Below are 17,938 nucleotides of genomic sequence, written 5' to 3'. Positions count from 1 at the left end.
GTCGGGTTGCGGTTCGTGAGCGGGGCGGGCACGCCGGGCGACGGGGTGTCGAGCGTGTTGGAGAGCGTTCTGCGGGACGAGTGGGGGCGGTTGCTGGCCTTGCTTGTGGCGCGGTTTCGGCGTCTTGACCTTGCCGAGGACTCGTTGGCCGAAGCGTTCGAGGCTGCGGCGCGGACCTGGCCGCAAGACGGCGTACCTAGCAACCCGCCGGCGTGGTTGCTGACGGCGGCTCGGCGGCGCGCGCTCGATCGGTTGCGCGCGGAAGCCGTGGCGGCCAAGGCGTTGCCGATGCTGGCCGTCGAGGCGGGCGTCGCCGCGAACGCTCGGCGCGTGATGGTCGACGCCTCGGGGTCCGGTGAGGACGGGGTGGTGGACGAGCGGCTGCGGTTGATTCTGCTGTGCGCCCATCCGTCGCTCGACCAGGACGCCGCGGCGGCACTGACGTTACGGCTCGTCCTGGGGGTGCCGACCGCGGACATCGCGCGGCTGTTCCTCGTCCCGGCGACGACGATGGGCGCCCGACTCACGCGGGCCCGGAAGCGGCTGGCCGGCGCGACGTTCGAAATCCCGACCGGACCGGCGCTCCAAGCGCGGATCTCGGCGGTCGCGGAGATCGCCTACCTGGCGTTCACCGCGGCGTACGCACCCGGCTCGGGCGACGACGTCGTACGCGCGGCCGAGGCCGGCGAGGTGATCCGGTTGGTCCGGGTCCTCCGCGAGGTCTGCCCGGCGTCGTCGTACGACGATGTCGACGCGCTGCTGGCGCTGATGCTGTTGCAGCACTCGCGGCGCGACGCCCGCGTCGACCGCGGACGGCTGGTCCTCCTCCCCGACCAGGACCGCACCCGCTGGCACACCAACGAGATCGCCGAGGCCCTCGCCCTGCTGACCCCGTTGGCGCAGCGGGCTCCGTCGAGTGCTTACTTGCTGCAGGCACTCATCGCGGCCGAGCACTCGATCACTCTCCGCGCCGTCGACACCGACTGGCACCGCATCGCCAGCTGGTACGAGGAACTGGAGGCCCTGACCGGTTCACCGATCGTCACCCTGAACCGCGCAGTCGCGGTCGCCGAGGCCGAGGGCCCCACCGCCGGCCTCACCCTCCTGCAGGGGCTGGATCTCCCCGGTCACCGACTCCCCGCCGTACGCGCCGAACTCCTCACCCGCGCAGGCCGCCTCGACGAAGCCGCGGCCGCCTACGACACCGCCCTGCTCGCCTGCGCCAACGAAGCCGAACGAATCCACCTGCTCCAACGCCGAGCCGCCTTGACCGGCTCCTGAAGTCGCTTCACTCCTCAGCCGGGCCCTGCTGCAACAGACGGTCCCGGAGCACGTCGGAGACCGGCCGCCACGGGCTTGCTCCGGCGCTGAACGGCAACAGGCTCCCCACCTCACGATGGGGAGCCTGTTGTTGCCTTCAGCAGATCAGTGCGCGGCTTCGTGCCAGGTACGGCCTACGCCGACCGAGACATCCAGCGGGACGGCCATCTCGACCGCGGCGCCCATGTCCTTGCGGACAAGGGCTTCCAGGGCTTCGCGCTCGCCCGGGGCGATCTCGAAGACCAGTTCGTCGTGGACCTGGAGGAGCATCCGGGACTTGAGGCCGGAGGCGCGCAGGGACGCGTCGACCTTGAGCATCGCCATCTTGATGACGTCGGCGGCCGAGCCCTGGATCGGAGCGTTCAGCGCCATCCGCTCGGCCATCTCGCGGCGCTGGCGGTTGTCGCTGGTCAGGTCGGGCAGGTAGCGGCGGCGGCCGAGGATGGTCTCGGTGTACCCGCTCTTGCCGGCCTCGAGCACGATGCTGCGCAGGTAGTCCCGCACCCCACCGAAGCGCTCGAAGTACTCGTCCATCAGGCCCTTGGCCTCGTCCACGCCGATCTTCAGCTGCTGGCTCAGCCCGTACGCCGACAGCCCGTACGCCAGGCCGTAGTTCATCGCCTTGATCTTGGCGCGCTGCTCCTGCGTCACCTCGCTCGCGTCGACCGAGAACACCCGCGCGGCGGTCACCGAGTGGAAGTCCTCGCCGGAGTTGAACGCCGAGATCAGCCCCTCGTCCTCCGACACGTGCGCCATGATCCGCATCTCGATCTGGCTGTAGTCGGCCGACATCAAGGCCTCGAAGCCTTCGCCGACGACGAACGCCTCGCGGATCCGGCGGCCCTCCTCGGTCCGGATCGGGATGTTCTGCAGGTTCGGGTCGGTCGAGCTGAGTCGCCCGGTCGCCGCGATCGTCTGGTTGAACGTGGTGTGGATCCGGGCGTCCCTCGGGCTGATCGTCTTCAGCAGCCCCTCGACGGTCTGCCGCAGCCGGGTCGCGTCGCGGTGCGCGAGCAGGTACGCCAGGAACGGGTGCTCGGTCTTCTCGAACAGCGACTGCAGCGAGTCCGCGTCGGTCGTGTACCCGGTCTTGGTGCGCTTGGTCTTCGGCATCTGCAGCTCGTCGAACAGCACCACCTGCAGCTGCTTGGGCGACCCGAGGTTGATCTCCTTGCCGATCACCTCGTACGCCGACGCCGCCGCGTCCCGGACACCGGTCGCGAACCGCTCCTCGAGCTGCTCCAGGTACGGCCGGTCGACCGCGATCCCGTCGCGCTCCATCGCCGCGATCACGTCGATCAGCGGCAGCTCGACGTCGGCCAGCAGCGCTGTACCGGCTTGCTTCTCCAGCTCCACGTCGAGCGTGTCCGCGAGGTCCGCGATCGCCCGCGCGCGCAGCATCGTCGCGTCGGCGGCCGGGCCGCCCTCAACGTCGTCGAAGCTGAGCTGCCCGTTGTCGGCCTCCTCGGTGCGCAGCTCGCGCTTGAGGTACCGCACGGTCAGGTCGGACAGGTCGTACGACCGCTGGTCCGGACGGGCCAGGTACGCGCTCAGCTGGGTGTCGGACGTCAGCCCGGCCAGCGTCCAGCCGCGCTCGAGGAACCCGAGCAGCGGACCCTTCGCGTCGTGCAGCGCCTTCGGCTGCGCGGCGTCGGCGAGCCAGGCCTGCCAGGCCGCGTCGTCGTCCGGCGTCAGCGTCGCCGGGTCGAACCAGGCCGCCGCACCGGTCGACGTCGCCAGCGCGAGCCCGGTGATCTCGCCGGTCCCCCGGCCCCAGCTGCCCTGCACGGCCACGCCGGTGCGCGCGCCGGTCGACACGTGCTCCTTGATCCAGGCCGCGACCTCGCCCGGCTTGAGCTGCGTGCCCTCGAGGTCGAAGCCTTCCTCGATCGTCTCCTCGACCTGCTCGTGCTCGGCGACCAGCCGCTCGCGCAGCACCCGGAACTCCAGGCTGTCGAACAGCGTGTGCACCTTGTCGCGGTCCCAGGGGTGCCGGACCAGGTCGTCGACCGAGACGTCCAGCGTCAGGTCGCGGACCAGCTCGTTGATCTGGCGGTTCCGGATCACGTCGGACAGGTGCTCGCGCAGCGACTCACCGGCCTTGCCCTTGATCTCGTTGACCCGGTCGATCACGTCGTTGAGCGAGCCGAACTGGTTCAGCCACTTCGCCGCGGTCTTGTCACCGACCCCCGGTACGCCGGGCAGGTTGTCGCTCTTCTCGCCGACCAGCGCGGCGAGGTCGGGGTACAGCCGCGGGGGGATGCCGTACTTCGCCTCGACCGCGGCCGGGTCCATCCGGGCGATCTCGGAGACGCCCCGCTTGGGGTACAGCACGGTGATGTTGTCGTTGATCAGCTGGAAGGAGTCGCGGTCGCCGGAGCTGATCAGCACCTCGAAGCCCTGCTCGTCGGCCTGCGTCGCGAGCGTGGCGATGATGTCGTCGGCCTCCCAGCCGTCGATCTCGGTGGTCGGGATCCGGAGCGCCTCCAGCACCTCCTTGACCAGCGAGACCTGCCCCTTGAACTCGTCCGGCGACTTCGACCGGCCGGCCTTGTACTCCGTGTACTGCTCGGAGCGGAAGGTCTTGCGGGACACGTCGAAGGCGACGCAGATGTGCGTCGGCTGCTCGTCGCGCAGCATGTTGATCAGCATCGAGGTGAACCCGTACACCGCGTTGGTGTGCTGACCCGTGGTGGTGGAGAAGTTCTCCACCGGCAGCGCGAAGAACGCCCGGTACGCGAGCGAATGCCCGTCCAGCAGCAGGATCCGCGGCCGGGGCGAGTCGCCCGTCACCGGCTCGGGGTCCTTGGTCGTCGTAGTCGTGTCAGTTTCTGGAGCCACGTACCGACTCTAGTGGTTGGCAGGGACAGTTTCTCTCACGCCGGGCGAAGGTAGGGTGCGCCCTGTGACTGATCAGAGCAGTGAAGGGACGGCGCTGCCGCCGGGCATGGACGTCGCGGGCACTTTGCTCAGCGTGATGGGCATCGCGGTCAGCGAGGCGTCCCCCGAAAGGGTCGTGGCGACCATGCCCGTCAAGGGCAACACCCAGCCGTACGGGCTGCTGCACGGTGGCGCGTCCTGCGTGCTCGCCGAGAGCCTCGGGTCGATCGGGTCGGCCCTGCACGCGGCGCAGTACGGGAAGGTCGCGGTCGGCGTCGACATCAACGCGACCCACCACCGGGCCGTCCGGGAAGGGACCGTGACCGGCGTGGCCACGCCGATCTACCTGGGCCGCACCACCACGTCGTACGAGATCGTCGTCACCGACGAGCGGGACAAGCGGGTGTGCACCGCCCGGATCACCTGCCAGCTGATTCAGGCTCCGCCGGAGAAGTGAGATCGGGGTGCCGGCCGAGCTGGGCGCGCCGGGCGATCACCGACCGGCGTGACGACAGCATCGCCAGCAGGTTGGGCGCGTGCTCGGCGGCGAGCCGGCGACGGACCGTGTGCGTGCCGGCGAACCGCAGTACGGCGGCCTGGCCGAGCCCGAGCCGGGCGAGGAACCGGTTCGCCTCCCGGGCCAGGGCGGGCGCGACGACCCCGAGGTACGGGCAGTTCTCGTGCTCGGCCCACGCGGCGGACTCGGCGACCAGCGCCTTGCCCAGACCGTGCCGGCGGGCGTGGTCGGTGACGTGCAGGTACTCGACCGTCATCGTCTCCTCGGCGTGCAGCGGGGAGATCGGCGTCCGGCGCAGGTAGACCATCCCGCTGACGTGGCCGTCGAGCTCGCCGACCACCAGCCGGGCGCCGGGATCCTGGCCGAGCCGGGCGATCGAGGCCCGGACCGACGCCGGCGTCGGCGCCGCCAGCGCGCGCTGGTGACCGGTGCCGATCGACATCTCGCCCCACAGCGTCACCAGGGCCGCGGCGTCGTCGGGCCGTGCGTCGCGCACCTCGATGGCTGCTGCCACGTCGGCCTCCTGGTCTTGATCCACCCCCGAGGTGAACAGGACTGGGCGGATACGCTCGTCCCCGCGCAACAGTAGGGCTTCGGAGGTCGCTTGCAAAGCGACGCGACCACCCCCACACCGGCTGTGATCGCCGGCGATCGGAGAGCACGCTTGTTCATCGGAATCGGCACCGTCGTGAACGTCGCGACGGTCCTCGTCGGCTCGGTCCTCGGCGTGCTGATCGGGCACCGCCTGCCCGGCCGGACCCGCGACCTCGTCACCGACGCACTGGGTCTGGTCACACTGCTGATCGCGATCACGTCGGCACTCACGGTCGGCGATGCCGCCCTCAGCGACGCGGTCGGCGACAGCGCGCCGGTGCTGATCGTGCTCGGCGCGATGCTGATCGGCGGTATCGCGGGTTCGCTGCTGCGGATCGAGCAACGCCTCGAGGGCTTCGGCAGCTGGCTCCAGCACCGGTTCAGCCGCGGGGACGGCGAGAGCACGTTCGTGGAGGGCTTCGTCACCGCGTCGATGGTCTTCTGCGTCGGGCCGCTCACCTTCCTGGGTGCGCTGTCCGACGGTGTGGGCCGCGGCGCCGACCAGCTGTTCCTGAAGGCGGTCCTGGACGGCTTCGCCTCGATCGCCTTCGCCGCTTCGCTCGGCTGGGGCGTCGCGGCGTCCGCGCTCGTCGTACTGGTCGTCCAGGGCCTGATGACGGCCGTCGGCGCCCTGCTCGGCGACGTACTGCCCGAGGCCCACGTGACGGCTCTGGGCGCCACCGGCGGCCTGCTGCTGATCGGTGTGGCGCTGCGGCTGCTGAAGATCAAGCAGGTCGCCGTCGCCGATCTCCTGCCGGCGCTGATCGTCGCGCCGCTGCTGGTCCACCTGCTGGTTGTCGTCCGCAACTGAGCGGTTGCCGACAGCAAAGAGCCCCGGCTCCCACGCGGGGACCGGGGCTCTTCGTCGTACGGGTCAGTCCTCGCCGAGGTACGCCTTGCGCACGTCGTCGTTGACCAGCAGCTCGCGGCCGGTGCCCTCGACGACGATCTTGCCGACCTCCAGGACGTAGCCGTAGTCGGCCCGCTTGAGCGCCGCCTGGGCGTTCTGCTCGACCAGCAGGATCGTCGTGCCCTGCTTCTGCAGCTCGGTGACGGTCGTCATGATCCGCTTCATCATGATCGGCGACAGGCCCATCGACGGCTCGTCGAGCATCAGCAGCTTGGGACGGCTCATCATCGCCCGGCCCATCGCCAGCATCTGCTGCTCACCGCCGGAGAACGTCCCGGCCGGCTGCTTGCGGCGCTCCCCCAGGATCGGGAACAGCGCGTACGCCGCCTCGAGGTCGGTCCGGATCGCCGACTGGTCGTTGCGGGTGAACGCGCCGAGCAGCAGGTTCTCCTCGACCGACAGCCGGGGGAAGATCCGCCGGCCCTCGGGCGAGTGTGCCAGCCCCATCGTGACGATGTCGTGGGCCGGTACGTCGTCGATCCGCTGCCCCTGGAACAGGATCTCGCCCGACGTCGGGCGCAGCAGCCCCGAGATCGTCCGCAGCGTGGTCGTCTTGCCGGCGCCGTTGGTGCCGATCAGCGACACCACCTGCCCCTGCTCGACGGAGAAGCTGATCCTCTTCACCGCGACGATCTTGCCGTAGGCAACCTCGAGGTCGCGGACCTCCAGCATCGCGGTCATCGTCCCTCCTCCGGAACGTCCTGCGGACGGTCGTCGTCCTCGTCGTCCTCGCCGGTGCCGATGTAGGCCTCGATCACCCGCGGGTCCGACTGCACCTCGCCGGGCGAGCCCTCGATCAGCGTCTCGCCGCGGACCAGGCACAGCACCCGGTCGCACAGGTTGAAGATGAACCGCATGTCGTGCTCGATCACGACCACCGACAGGCCCGAGTCCCGGATCTTGAAGATCAGGTCGCTGGCCTGCTTGGTCTCCTGCGGGTTCATCCCGGCCGTCGGCTCGTCCAGCAGGATGAGCTTCGGGTCGGTGGCCAGCGCGCGGGCGATCTCGAGCCGCCGCTGGTCGCCGTACGGCATGTTCCGGGCCAGGTGCTCGGTGGACTTGCCGAGGCCGACGAACTCCAGCAGCTCCTGGGCACGGGCCCGGGTGGCCGCCTCCTCGCGACGGTACTTCGGGCCGTGCAGCACCGACGTCAGCGCACCGGCCGACGTCCGGCAGTACCGGCCCACCATCACGTTCTCCAGCGCGGTCATGTTGGCGAACAGGCGGATGTTCTGGAACGTCCGCGCCATCCCCGCCTTGACCACGGCCCGCGGCTTGGGCGGCAACGGCGTGCCCTCGAACCGGACCTGACCGCTGGTCGGCTTGTACAGCCCGGTCAGGCAGTTGAAGAACGTCGTCTTGCCGGCGCCGTTCGGGCCGATCAGCCCGACGATCTCGCCCTCGCGGACGGTCAGGTTGACGTCGTTGACGGCCAACAGACCACCGAAGCGCATGGTCACGCCGGAGGCCTCCAGCACCGGCCGGCCGGTGGTCGGCGCGCTCGGCGCCGGTTCCGTGACGGTCATTTCGCCTCCTCGACGAGTTCCTGCTCGACCGCGACGGCCAGCTCCTCGTCCTCTTCGTGGAACTCCAACTGCCGTCTGCGGCTGGCCACCAGGCCCTCGGGGCGGAACCGCATCATCAGCACCAGCAGCAGACCGAACAGCAGCAGCCGGTACTCCGAGAAGAACCGCAGCTTCTCCGGCAGCAGCTTCAGGATCGTTGCACCGAGCAACACACCGGCGATGGTGCCCATACCGCCCAGCACGATGGCCGCCAGCAGGAAGGCCGACTCCAGGAAGACGTACTGGTCGGGACTGACCGCGCCGTCCTGGTGCGCCTTGATGGTGCCGGCCAGACCGGCCAGGAAGGCGCCGACCGCGAACGCCAGCAGCTTCAGGCCGAAGACGTTCACACCCATCGCCTCGGCGGCCTTCTCGTCCTCCCGGATCGCCACCCAGCCGCGCCCGATCCGGCTGTTGTTCAGCCGGGCGAAGACCAGGATGATGCCGCCGATCAGGACCAGCAGCAGGAAGTAGTAGTTCGAGAAGCGCCCGAGGTCGATCCCGGCGACGTTGTGCTCGTCGCCGAAGTTGAAGCTGCCGACCTGCAGGTCCGGGATGCCCGGGATGCCGTTCGGGCCGTTGGTCAGGTTCGGGCCGTTGTTGCCGTCCAGGTTGGCCATCGCGAGCCGGAAGATCTCACCGAACCCGAGCGTCACGATCGCCAGGTAGTCGCCGGAGACCCGCAGCGTCGGTGAACCGATGATCAGGCCGAAGGTCGCCGCGACGCAGGCGCCGACCAGGACCACGACCAGGAACGGCGGGGTCCAGCCGATCGTCGCGAACGCCGAGTTCGACAGCATCGCCGCGACGTACGCGCCGGAGCCGAGGAACGCGATGTACCCGAGGTCCAGCAGGCCGGCCAGGCCGACCACGATGTTCAGGCCCATCGCGGTGGCGGCGAAGACCAGCACCTGGGTCGCGATCGACATGTTCGCGTCCGAACCGTTCTGGGTGAACGGGAACAGGAACGCGACGACGAACGACGACAGCGTCAGGACCTTCTTGTGCCGCTGCGCGGCGTGCCCGACCCAGCTCATCGTGCCGGTCCGGAACAGCACGGCCACGACGGCCGCGATGAACACCAGGCACAGCACGAACGCCCAGGCGTCGTCCAGCCCCAGCGCGTACGCCGAGACGAACAGCACCGACGCCATCAGGACGGCGATCGCGACGATCTCCGACCAGCCCGGGAGCTTGGCCCGGCTCATGTCGTTCAGCGTCCGCAGCGGCAGCATCCGGGAGGAGACCAGGAGGGCGACCGCGCCGACGAAGGAGATCCAGCCGCCGGGGTTGACGTTGATCAGGCCGTCGGACTCGACGGAGATCGCGATCAGCACCAGCAGCATGTAGAACGTCAGGCCGATCCCCAGCGCCCGCAGGCCCAGGGTGGTGTCGAGCCAGGCGTTGAGCCGGCTGAGCGGACCCTGCTCGGCCAGCAGCAGCACCAGCGCGAGCACGGCGGCGATGATCGCCAGGATCTGCAGCCCGCCGGGGTAGAAGTTGATCGACAGGTCGCCCAGGATCGAGCCGTCGTAGCTCCAGGACAGGAAGGAGCCGACGACCACCAGGAGCACACCTGCCAGGCCGAGCGGCCAGGCGGCCTTCGACGGCGGCGTCGCCGCCGGTTCCGTCGTACCGGTTGTCGTGTCGACCTGCGTCATGCGCGATCCACCACCCTCGCCCCGAGCAGGCCCTGCGGCCTGAAGACCAGTACCAGAATCAGGATGACGAACGCCCAGACGTCCTTCCAGGTACTACCACCGAACTGGCCGGGGATGTACTGGGTGGCCATCGCCTCGACGACGCCGAGCACCAGACCACCGGCGACCGCACCGTAGATGTTGCCGATTCCACCGAGCACCGCGGCGGTGAACGCCTTCAGACCGGCCAGGAAGCCCATCCGGAACTCGATGTTGTTGTTCTGCAGGCCCTGCGAGACACCGGCGACGGCGGCCAGTACGGCGCCGAGCGCGAACGCGACCACGATGATCCGGTCGACGTTGATGCCCATCAGGCGGGCGGTGTCGGGGTCCTGGGAGACCGCGAGCATGCCGCGGCCCAGCCGGGTCCGGTTGATGAAGTACCACAGGATCGCCGTACAGACGACCAGCGCGGCGACGGTGAAGATCGCCGACCGCTGGATGGTCACGCCACCGAGCTGCAGCGCCGACCCGGTGACCACGTCGATCTGCGGGAACGGGATGCGCTGCTTCGCGCTCGGCCACTCGATCGAGCTGAGGATCTCGCGGTAGACGACCCAGAGGAGCTCGAGCAGGACGACCGCCCCGCCGGCCAGCTGCAGGGACGGCATGAGCAGGAGCTTCGCGCGCTCGCTGCCGGACCCGAACCGGGCCAGCAACCACGCGACGCCCACACCGACGGCCACGCCGGCGATCAGTACGACGGGCGTGAACGCGTAGCCGGGGTCGACGAGCCGCCGGACCACGATCCAGACCAGCAGCGCACCGACACCGGCGCCGATCAGCGGCGTCCGGTCCTGCCACTTGGTCACGGGGTGATTCAGGTTGAGCTTCAGCCCGCGGGTGGCCGCGACGTACGCGACCCACACCACGGTCGGCGCGATCACGACCAGCGTCCACTGCGGCCGGTCGTACAGGAGCCGGATGAACTCCTGCAGGAACACCGAGATCCCGATCGCGGTGATCAGCGGTGCGAGTCGTGGCGCGTTCCGCAGGGGACGGTACGCGACACGTTCCATCGCCACCGCGGTGGCGGTCGAGGCGATGATCGCCCCGATGATCATCACCGGCAGGATCCACACACTGGTGTGCCCGTCGAAGAACAACAGGTACGTCGTCAGCGCGCCGAACGCGCCGATCATGAAGATCTCGCCGTGCGCGAAGTTGATCAGCTGCACGATGCCGTAGACGACGGTGTACCCGACCGCGATCAGGGCGTACAACGACCCGAGAGTCAGCCCGTTCACGAGCTGCTGGAAGAACTGGTCCACGTCGACCTCCTAACTACCTCTGTGCCGACATGCCACGGGGGTGGGAGAAACGTTCACTCCCACCCCCGGACACGAGGCCGACTAGTTGGCTACGAAGTCCTTGGTCTCCACGGTCGCCCACTTACCGGCGTCGACCTTGTAGACGGTCAGGACCTTGGAGGTGGTGTCGCCGTACTGGTCGAAGGAGACCTTGCCGGTGACGCCGTCGAACGAGACCTTGCCGAGCGCCTCGACGGTCTTCGGACGGGCCGACTCGACGTCGGAGGCGTCCTTCAGGGACTCCTTCAGCGCGTTGATGATCGCGTTCGCCGCGTCGTAGGAGTAACCGCCGTAGGCGGCGTACGGCTCCGGGAAGTTCGCCGCCTTGTAGTCCTCGACGAACTTCTTGGCCGACGGCAGCGCGTCGGTCGGCGCGCCGACCGAGGTGGCCAGGTCGCCGGTGGAGCTCTTGCCACCCAGGGAGATGTACTTCGGGTCGAAGATGCCGTCGCCGCCCATCAGCGGGACGTTCAGACCGGCCGCCTTCATCTGCTGCGACAGCGGCCCGGCCTGCGGGTACTCACCGCCGTAGTAGACCGCCTGCGGGGCGGACGGCTTGATCGCGGACACGACCGCGGTGTAGTTCGACTCGTCCGCGGTGATCGTCTCGGCCGCGGTCACCGTACCGCCGAGCTTCTTGAACTCGTCGGTGAAGGTGCCGACCAGGCCCTGGCCGTAGGCCTTCTTGTCGTGGATCGTCGCGACCTTGGTGATCTTCGCGGTGTTGTACAGGTAGCGCGCCGCGAACGGCCCCTGGACGGCGTCCGTGGTGCAGGTGCGGAAGTACGTCGGGTACGGCCGCTTCGGGCTCTTCTGCCAGTCCGCGCCCTGGGTCAGGGCGGGGCCGGTGTTGGCCGGCGAGACCTGGACGATGTTCTTCGGCGCGAGCACCGGCTGAACCTGCAGGCTCGTGCTGGTGTTCAGGGTGCCGACGACACCGATCACGTCCTTGTCACCGGCGAGCGCGGTGGCCGCGTTCTTGGCCGGGTCCGTCTTGCCCTCGTCGTCCTTGGCCGAGACCTCGAACTTCCAGCCCGGAACGGCGTTGGAGTCGTTGGCCTGCTTCACGGCCAGCTCGACCGAGTGCTGGATACCCAGACCAAGCGCGGACAGGTCGCCCGACAGCGGTGCGATCACGCCGATCTTGGCGGTCTTCGTCTCATCGCCGGAGCCCCCGCCACCGTTGTCGTCGCTGCGTGAACCGCAGGCAGTCAGGGCCAACGACGCAACGATCAGCGACGCGCCGACCCGTACTACGGAACGCTGGTGCACTGTTCCTCCCATGTCTGGATAGTCCGAGCGATCCCCGGACCCCCGCGATTGCCGCGAGCACCCGCAGGTTAGACCCCGCCGAGCAGTCAAGGCGAACGTGACCCAGCGTGTGTTGTGAGGTCGTTACCGCTGTAAGCACCATCATGATCGGACACGACTGGCTTTGCTCAGCGTCGTCACCTGCTGTGATGGTGCGGCGTACTGAGAGCCACATTGACAACCAACGGGTGCCACCGGTATTCGGCCGGGTTTTACGCTGTGTGACGGCCGTCTCGTTCCTCGGACGGACGGGCGCTGGCGCCACGCCGTACAGGTGGCGAAAGCCTGCCTTTCGTGGCATGTGCCCGGGGCTGGGACCGGCCTCAGGAACCGGCTTCGTCGACCACCAGTTCGGCGACCTGGCGCATCGAGACGCGCTTGTCCATCGCGGTCTTCTGGATCCAGCGGAACGAGTCCGGCTCGGACAGCCCGAACTTGGTCTGCAGCACCGACTTGGCCCGGTCGACCAGCTTGCGGGTCTCCAGCCGCTCCGACAGGTCGGCGACCTCGCGCTCCAGCTCCGCGAGCTCGACGTACCGGCTGGCCGCGATCTCGATCGCCGGCAGCAGGTCGGCCTTGGAGAACGGCTTCACCAGGTACGCCATCGCTCCGGCGTCGCGGGCCCGCTCGACCAGCTCCCGCTGCGAGAACGCCGTCAGCATCAGCACCGGCGCGATCCGCTCCCCCGCGATCTTCTCCGCCGCGCTGAGCCCGTCCAGCTTCGGCATCTTCACGTCCAGGATCACCAGATCCGGCCGATGCTCGACCGCCAGCCGAATGGCCTCCTCCCCGTCCCCGGCCTGCCCGACGACGTCGTACCCCTCCTCAGCCAGCATCTCGGCCAGATCCATCCGGATCAGAGCCTCGTCCTCAGCGATCACCACACGCTTAGCAGTCACACCCGACACCATATCGACCCCGCACTCAGCTCTTCGGCCCGACGAACCCGTCGAGCGCCACAACCGCCTCCCGCCGACTCACCGCGACCACGTTCGGCCGCGGGCACCGCCAAGGAATGCCCAGCTGGTCCAGTGCGTCGGTGAGGATCAAACGGATGTCCGCGGACTCGTTGGAGAACACGTAGCGCAGGTACTCGTACCGCTTGCGCCCTCCGTCGCGGGTCGGCTTGGTCGCCCAGTTGACGAACCGGCAGCCGTCGGAGTGGAACAGCCCGCGCAGCAGCAACTCCGGCTCCCGCCGGACGATCTCCCGCTGCCACCCGCGCAACTCGATCCGCCGCTGGTGCTTCCGCCCGGGCCCGTGCTGCGGGAACACGCACGGCCAGTGCTTCCACCGCGCCTCGATCCGCACCGCCGCCGACCCACCCCGCAGACAAGGACTCGCCGTCGCCTTCACCCGCCGGATCGTTGCCGCGATCTCCTGGTCGAGCACCGGGTACTTCTGGTCGTTCGCAATCTGCAACGTGTAGACCCCACGTCTGGCCGCGACGATGTGCCCGTCCCCCAGATACCACCCCAGGAGCAACGCGTACGCCGGTTCGTCCAGCTCGGCCCCGTCGCACCTCGGGCACGGGGTGCCGGGTCCATCGGTGCGGACCCGCCCCTCGAGCCGGTATCGCCGTCGCCACGTTCTGATCGTTCGCAACGCCACGCCGTGAATCTCGGCGTTGACCCGATCGAGCACGCCGTCGTCAGACATCCGCAACGCCGACTCGACCGTCTCCCGTGACCTGAACCGACCCATGCCAGATGATCCGACCTGCCGCCGACAATTTTCTGATCGGGCGGCCGGGTAGGCTACGATCGTCGAGCGCAAATTGCCCTGGTAGCCCAATCGGCAGAGGCCGTGCTCTCAAACAGCATCCAGTGTGGGTTCGAGTCCCACCCAGGGCACCTCAACTTCCCAGATCTGTCGGTCCCGGCTGCGAGGCTGTCCTCGTGTACGACGCCCGCACCCGACGATCCGCGCTGGAGTCACTGGCCGCGGGCGAAACCCTGAGCTCGGTCAGCCGCCGGCTTTCCGTCAGTCGCAGCGCGATCCGTGCCTGGCGGGACGATCCGCCGCCTGCGGTCGATCCCACCGCCTGCCCGCGGTGCGCCGACTCCCCGCTCGCGGGTCCGGAGTACGCGCTGTTGCTCGGTTTCTACCTGGGTGACGGCTGCCTGTCCGAGCATCGGAGGGCGGTCTTCGCGCTGCGCATAGCGTGCGACGTCGCCTACCCCGGCATCGTTTCCGAGGTTGCGGAGGTCATCACCGCGGTGAACCCAGGACGGCCGGTGCACAGGGTGCGGGCGCCCGGATGCACTCAACTGGTGTCGTACTGGAAGCACTGGCCGTGCTTGTTCCCTCAGCACGGTCCGGGGCGAAAGCACCAGCGGCGGATCGAGCTGGCCGACTGGCAGCGGGAGATAGTTGCCCAGCGCCCCGAATCGTTCCTCCGCGGTCTGTTCCTGTCCGACGGCTGCCGGGTCGCGAACTGGACGACCCACCGAGCGCGCGGTGAGGTCCGCCGGTACGAGTACACCCGCTACCTGTTCTCCAACGAGTCCGCCGACATCATGCGGTTGTGCCAGTGGGCTCTGGACCTGCTCGGCGTCCCCTGGCGGATGCCCCGCCCCAACGCTCTCTCGGTAGCCCGCCGCGAAGGCGTAGCAGCACTCGACCGGATCGTAGGCCCGAAGGCCTGACGAACAACTGCGGCCGGTCAGTCGACCGGCCGCAGCAACTCTCTCGGTACCTGCTCCTACTCCCGGTACGCCGGGGCGATGCCGGCGATGGCGTCGCCCATGCGGTGGACGCGGAGGGCGTTGGTGGAGCCCGGGATGCTGGGTGGGCTGCCGGCGACGATGACGACCAGGTCGCCCTTCTCCAGCTTGCCCAGCTCCAGCAGGCGCTGGTCGACCTGGCGGACCATCTCGTCGGTGTGGTCGACCGTGGGGACGATGTGGGTCTCGATGCCCCAGACGACGCTCAGCCAGGCGCTGACGGACGGGACGGGGGTGAAGGCCAGTACCGGGATCTCGGTGCGGTAGCGGGCCAGGCGGAGCGCCGTGTCGCCGGACTGGGTGAAGGCGACCAGGTACTTCGCGTCCAGGGCCTCGGCGACGTCCGCGGCGGCCTTGGCGATCACGCCGCCCTTGGTGCGGGGCTCCCAGTCGATCTCGGCGACCCGGCCGAGGCCGTGGTCCTCGGTGGACTCCACGATCCGGGCCATCGTCTTGACGGTCTCGATCGGGAACCGGCCGACGCTGGTCTCGCCGGACAGCATCACCGCGTCGGCGCCGTCGAGGACGGCGTTGGCGACGTCGGAGGCCTCGGCCCGGGTCGGGCGCGGGGCGGAGATCATCGACTCCAGCATCTGGGTGGCGACGATCACCGGCTTCGCGTTCAGCCGGGCCTGGTCGATGATCAGCTTCTGGACCAGCGGGACCTCCTCCAGCGGGAGCTCCACGCCGAGGTCGCCACGGGCGACCATGAAGCCGTCGAAGGCCTCGATGATCTCGTCCAGGTTGGCGACCGCCTGCGGCTTCTCGATCTTGGCGACGACGGGGACCCGGTGGCCCTCCTCGTCCATGATCTTGTGCACGATCTGGATGTCGGAGGCCCGCTGGACGAAGGACATCGCGATCATGTCGGCCGGCAGGTGCAGGGCCCAGCGCAGGTCCTCGACGTCCTTCTCCGACATCGCCGGCACGCTCACCGTGGCACCGGGCAGGTTGATGCCCTTGTTGTTGGACACCGGCCCGCCGACGGTGACCCGGCAGATCACGTCGGTCTCGGTCACCTCCTCGGCGACCAGGGCGATGCGGCCGTCGTCGATGAGCAGCGGATCACCCGGGCTGACGTCGCCGGGCAGGCCGTCGTACGTCGTACCGCAGATGGTCACGTCACCGGGGACCTCACGGGTGGTGATGGTGAAGCGCTCGCCGTAGGTCAGCGTGACCTTGCCTTCGGCGAACTCGGCCAGCCGGATCTTCGGGCCCTGCAGGTCGACGAGGATGCCGACGTTTTTGCCGGTCTCCTCCGCTGCAGCGCGAATCCGGTGGTAGATGCGCTCATGCTCGGCGTGGGCGCCGTGGCTCAGGTTCAGCCGAGCGACGTCCATACCTGCTTGGACAAGTTCCAGGATGCGCTCCGGGGCGGCCGTAGCCGGGCCGAGCGTACAAACGATCTTTGCGCGACGCACGTCACAAAACCCTACTCCTACAAGACCACTGGCCCGCTGGTCCGCCCCCGTTACCGACCGGTCAACATCGCGTGACCAGCGTGAGAACGCCTGACCAGGCAGCGGATTTCAGGCGGGCAACGGCCGGTAGGTCCCCACGGTCACCTCGCCGGTGAGCTCCGCGGTGACGGTCTGCAGGCCGGTCGGCTGCCCGTCGGCGTACGTGATCAGCGTGACCTCACCCGGCCGCCGCAGCGTGTAGCCCAGGGCGAACGCGTACGCCGCCCCGCCCGTCGTGCCGTTCGTGTACGTCGTGACGGACCGCCCGTCGACGGTCTTCGTGTCCGGCCCGACCTGCCGGTGCAGATGCCCGGACACCAGCAGCGAGGCGCAGCCGCGCGCGGCGGTCTCCTGGTACGACGACGGGTCGTGCACCACCATCGTCGAGATCGGCTCGTCCTCGGCCTGGGCGCAGGCGACGTCGGCGAGCCGGGTCGACTGCTCGCCGGTGGTCTCGTCGCCGGGGGTGTCGGCGCTGCCGAGCCCGGTCCGGGTCGGGTCGCTGTCGCCGAGGAAGCGGATCCCCTCGACCTCGACCGGTTTGCTGTCGAGCACGGTGAACTTGTTCCGCCGCATCGTCTCCTCGACGAATCCGCCGGAGTCGTGGTTGCCGGCCACCGCGACGACCTTGAGGTCCTTGAAGTGCTGCGCCAGCGAGTTGATGCTGAACGCCTCCCACGACTGCCCCGACGACGTGTCGTCGCCGGCGTCGATCAGGATCTTCGCCCCGGCCACCTTCGCGACCTCGGCGGCGAACGGGTCCATCCCGATGTTGTCGTGCCGGTCCGAGACCAGCAGCGCGACGGTCTCGCCCTCGCCGGCCGGACGGATCCGCCCGCCCACGCGGCTGACCCGGTCGCGCAACTGCCCGTAGAACTCGGTCGATCGCTCGTAGGTCTCGAACGCCGTACGGATGACGCCCACTCCCCCGTCGGTGGAGAACCCGGACGCCACCTCGACGGTCTTCAGCCGGTCGTCGAACGACACCTCCGGCAGCAACTCACCCAACGGCCGCCACGCGGTCGGCGGCGCCTGCGCCTGGCGCATTTGCGCGGGCCCGATCACCGACGCGACCGTCACCAGCAGCGCCACCAGTACGACGACCGCCCGGTGCTGCACCCGCCGTTCGCCTCGGTGCACCAGCGCGAACAACTCGCGCCGCCGAGCCGGCCCGAGCATCGCCCACACCGTCGTGACGAGCACCGTGACCAGCAGCCCCGACCCGGCCCCGGCGACCGCGTTGTCGACCGCCATCTGCTGCACGACCTCGCGGATCCGCGCGATCTCACCGTCGGGCTGGGAGGCGATCAACGCGTCCCGCTGCAGCAGGTCGTTCAGGTTCGTCGCGTCGGTCTCCTGGATGTCGAGATTGACGCCGAGCCCGAGCGGCAGGTTCATGTCCAGCCGCAGCCGCGGCAGCACCGCGCCGAGGTCGAGGGTCGCGTGCGAGTCGAAGGTCGGCGAGACCTGCGCGGTGTGCGCGCCGATCGTGACGCGCTCGGAGTCGTTGGCGAACCCGAGCAGCCCGACCACGACCGACACGACGAACCAGAGCACGACCAGCAACGCCCACGGCACCGCCTTGCGGAGCCGCGCGCGGGTCAGGAGTCGTCGAGGCACGACCACCAACTTATGGGTCGGAGTC

General features: G+C 69.2%; 15 protein-coding genes and 1 tRNA gene. 5 read left to right on the top strand and 11 right to left on the bottom strand.

Annotated elements, in window-relative coordinates:
• Positions 1-54 precede the first annotated feature (54 nt).
• Positions 55-1,281 carry an RNA polymerase sigma factor gene (locus ABD235_RS05195; RefSeq protein WP_344170165.1) on the top strand — a complete coding sequence of 409 codons (1,227 nt, stop codon included), beginning with the start codon at positions 55-57 and terminating at the stop codon, positions 1,279-1,281.
• A gap of 144 nt (positions 1,282-1,425) precedes the next feature.
• On the opposite strand, the gene polA is transcribed toward ABD235_RS05195, so the two are convergent.
• A complete protein-coding gene (polA, locus tag ABD235_RS05190; protein ID WP_344173658.1) occupies positions 1,426-4,113 on the bottom strand; it encodes a DNA polymerase I in 2,688 nt (895 codons plus the stop codon).
• A gap of 154 nt (positions 4,114-4,267) precedes the next feature.
• Here polA and ABD235_RS05185 point away from each other — a divergent pair, with 154 nt between their 5' ends.
• Positions 4,268-4,657 (top strand): hotdog fold thioesterase, encoded by a 390-nt coding sequence (locus ABD235_RS05185; RefSeq protein WP_425553105.1) that lies wholly within the window; start codon positions 4,268-4,270, stop codon positions 4,655-4,657.
• On the opposite strand, the gene ABD235_RS05180 is transcribed toward ABD235_RS05185, so the two are convergent.
• The gene (locus tag ABD235_RS05180; protein ID WP_344170159.1) at positions 4,620-5,231 is read right to left on the bottom strand and encodes a GNAT family N-acetyltransferase; all 612 of its coding nucleotides are present in this window, start codon (positions 5,229-5,231) and stop codon (positions 4,620-4,622) included. The two genes, ABD235_RS05185 and ABD235_RS05180, sit on opposite strands and share 38 nt — an antisense overlap.
• Before the next feature lie 150 nt (positions 5,232-5,381).
• Between ABD235_RS05180 and ABD235_RS05175 the strand changes: the two genes are divergently transcribed.
• Complete coding sequence (locus ABD235_RS05175) at positions 5,382-6,122, top strand: DUF554 domain-containing protein (protein ID WP_344170156.1); 741 nt, start codon at positions 5,382-5,384, stop codon at positions 6,120-6,122.
• Between the two features lie 63 nt (positions 6,123-6,185).
• On the opposite strand, the gene ABD235_RS05170 is transcribed toward ABD235_RS05175, so the two are convergent.
• The 7 genes from ABD235_RS05170 to ABD235_RS05140 form a co-directional block, all read right to left on the bottom strand.
• Positions 6,186-6,902, bottom strand: coding sequence for an ABC transporter ATP-binding protein (locus tag ABD235_RS05170; RefSeq protein ID WP_344170153.1), 717 nt, complete (start codon positions 6,900-6,902; stop codon positions 6,186-6,188).
• Positions 6,899-7,747 (bottom strand): ABC transporter ATP-binding protein, encoded by an 849-nt coding sequence (locus ABD235_RS05165; RefSeq protein ID WP_344170150.1) that lies wholly within the window; start codon positions 7,745-7,747, stop codon positions 6,899-6,901. Before ABD235_RS05165 ends, ABD235_RS05170 begins: the two co-directional genes overlap by 4 nt.
• Positions 7,744-9,447, bottom strand: a complete 1,704-nt coding sequence (locus ABD235_RS05160; protein WP_344170147.1) for a branched-chain amino acid ABC transporter permease — start codon at positions 9,445-9,447, stop codon at positions 7,744-7,746. Before ABD235_RS05160 ends, ABD235_RS05165 begins: the two co-directional genes overlap by 4 nt.
• Positions 9,444-10,757 carry a branched-chain amino acid ABC transporter permease gene (locus tag ABD235_RS05155; RefSeq protein WP_344170144.1) on the bottom strand — a complete coding sequence of 438 codons (1,314 nt, stop codon included), beginning with the start codon at positions 10,755-10,757 and terminating at the stop codon, positions 9,444-9,446. Before ABD235_RS05155 ends, ABD235_RS05160 begins: the two co-directional genes overlap by 4 nt.
• Before the next feature lie 81 nt (positions 10,758-10,838).
• Positions 10,839-12,080, bottom strand: a complete 1,242-nt coding sequence (locus ABD235_RS05150; RefSeq protein ID WP_344170141.1) for a branched-chain amino acid ABC transporter substrate-binding protein — start codon at positions 12,078-12,080, stop codon at positions 10,839-10,841.
• A gap of 350 nt (positions 12,081-12,430) precedes the next feature.
• Positions 12,431-13,018: an ANTAR domain-containing response regulator gene (locus ABD235_RS05145; protein ID WP_344170138.1), complete on the bottom strand. Its 588-nt coding sequence runs from the start codon at positions 13,016-13,018 to the stop codon at positions 12,431-12,433.
• A 13-nt stretch (positions 13,019-13,031) separates the two neighbouring features.
• Complete coding sequence (locus ABD235_RS05140) at positions 13,032-13,811, bottom strand: transcriptional regulator (protein WP_344170135.1); 780 nt, start codon at positions 13,809-13,811, stop codon at positions 13,032-13,034.
• A 75-nt stretch (positions 13,812-13,886) separates the two neighbouring features.
• Between ABD235_RS05140 and ABD235_RS05135 the strand changes: the two genes are divergently transcribed.
• Both ABD235_RS05135 and ABD235_RS05130 read left to right on the top strand, forming a co-directional pair.
• Positions 13,887-13,960: transfer RNA gene (locus ABD235_RS05135), tRNA-Leu, on the top strand.
• A 45-nt stretch (positions 13,961-14,005) separates the two neighbouring features.
• The gene (locus ABD235_RS05130) at positions 14,006-14,755 is read left to right on the top strand and encodes a transcriptional regulator (RefSeq protein ID WP_344170132.1); all 750 of its coding nucleotides are present in this window, start codon (positions 14,006-14,008) and stop codon (positions 14,753-14,755) included.
• A gap of 56 nt (positions 14,756-14,811) precedes the next feature.
• Here ABD235_RS05130 and pyk read toward each other — a convergent pair whose 3' ends face one another.
• Together pyk and ABD235_RS05120 are read right to left on the bottom strand one after the other, a co-directional pair.
• A complete protein-coding gene (gene pyk / locus ABD235_RS05125; RefSeq protein ID WP_344170129.1) occupies positions 14,812-16,254 on the bottom strand; it encodes a pyruvate kinase in 1,443 nt (480 codons plus the stop codon).
• A 108-nt stretch (positions 16,255-16,362) separates the two neighbouring features.
• Complete coding sequence (locus ABD235_RS05120; RefSeq protein ID WP_344170126.1) at positions 16,363-17,913, bottom strand: metallophosphoesterase family protein; 1,551 nt, start codon at positions 17,911-17,913, stop codon at positions 16,363-16,365.
• Between the last annotated feature and the right edge of the window lie 25 nt (positions 17,914-17,938).

This window comes from Kribbella lupini, assembly GCF_039529595.1.
Classification (GTDB): domain Bacteria; phylum Actinomycetota; class Actinomycetes; order Propionibacteriales; family Kribbellaceae; genus Kribbella; species Kribbella lupini.
This window is presented reverse-complemented; position numbering and strand designations above follow the sequence as displayed.

What these genes read in the sequence shown, in the direction of transcription:
- ABD235_RS05185 (WP_425553105.1), top strand. Translation starts at nt 4,268, where the DNA reads ATGGACGTCGCGGGCACTTTGCTCAGCGTGATGGGCATCGCGGTCAGC.
- ABD235_RS05170 (WP_344170153.1), bottom strand. Translation starts at nt 6,902, where the DNA reads ATGACCGCGATGCTGGAGGTCCGCGACCTCGAGGTTGCCTACGGCAAG.
- ABD235_RS05165 (WP_344170150.1), bottom strand. Translation starts at nt 7,747, where the DNA reads ATGACCGTCACGGAACCGGCGCCGAGCGCGCCGACCACCGGCCGGCCG.
- ABD235_RS05160 (WP_344170147.1), bottom strand. Translation starts at nt 9,447, where the DNA reads ATGACGCAGGTCGACACGACAACCGGTACGACGGAACCGGCGGCGACG.
- ABD235_RS05150 (WP_344170141.1), bottom strand. Translation starts at nt 12,080, where the DNA reads ATGGGAGGAACAGTGCACCAGCGTTCCGTAGTACGGGTCGGCGCGTCG.
- ABD235_RS05145 (WP_344170138.1), bottom strand. Translation starts at nt 13,018, where the DNA reads ATGGTGTCGGGTGTGACTGCTAAGCGTGTGGTGATCGCTGAGGACGAG.
- ABD235_RS05140 (WP_344170135.1), bottom strand. Translation starts at nt 13,811, where the DNA reads ATGGGTCGGTTCAGGTCACGGGAGACGGTCGAGTCGGCGTTGCGGATG.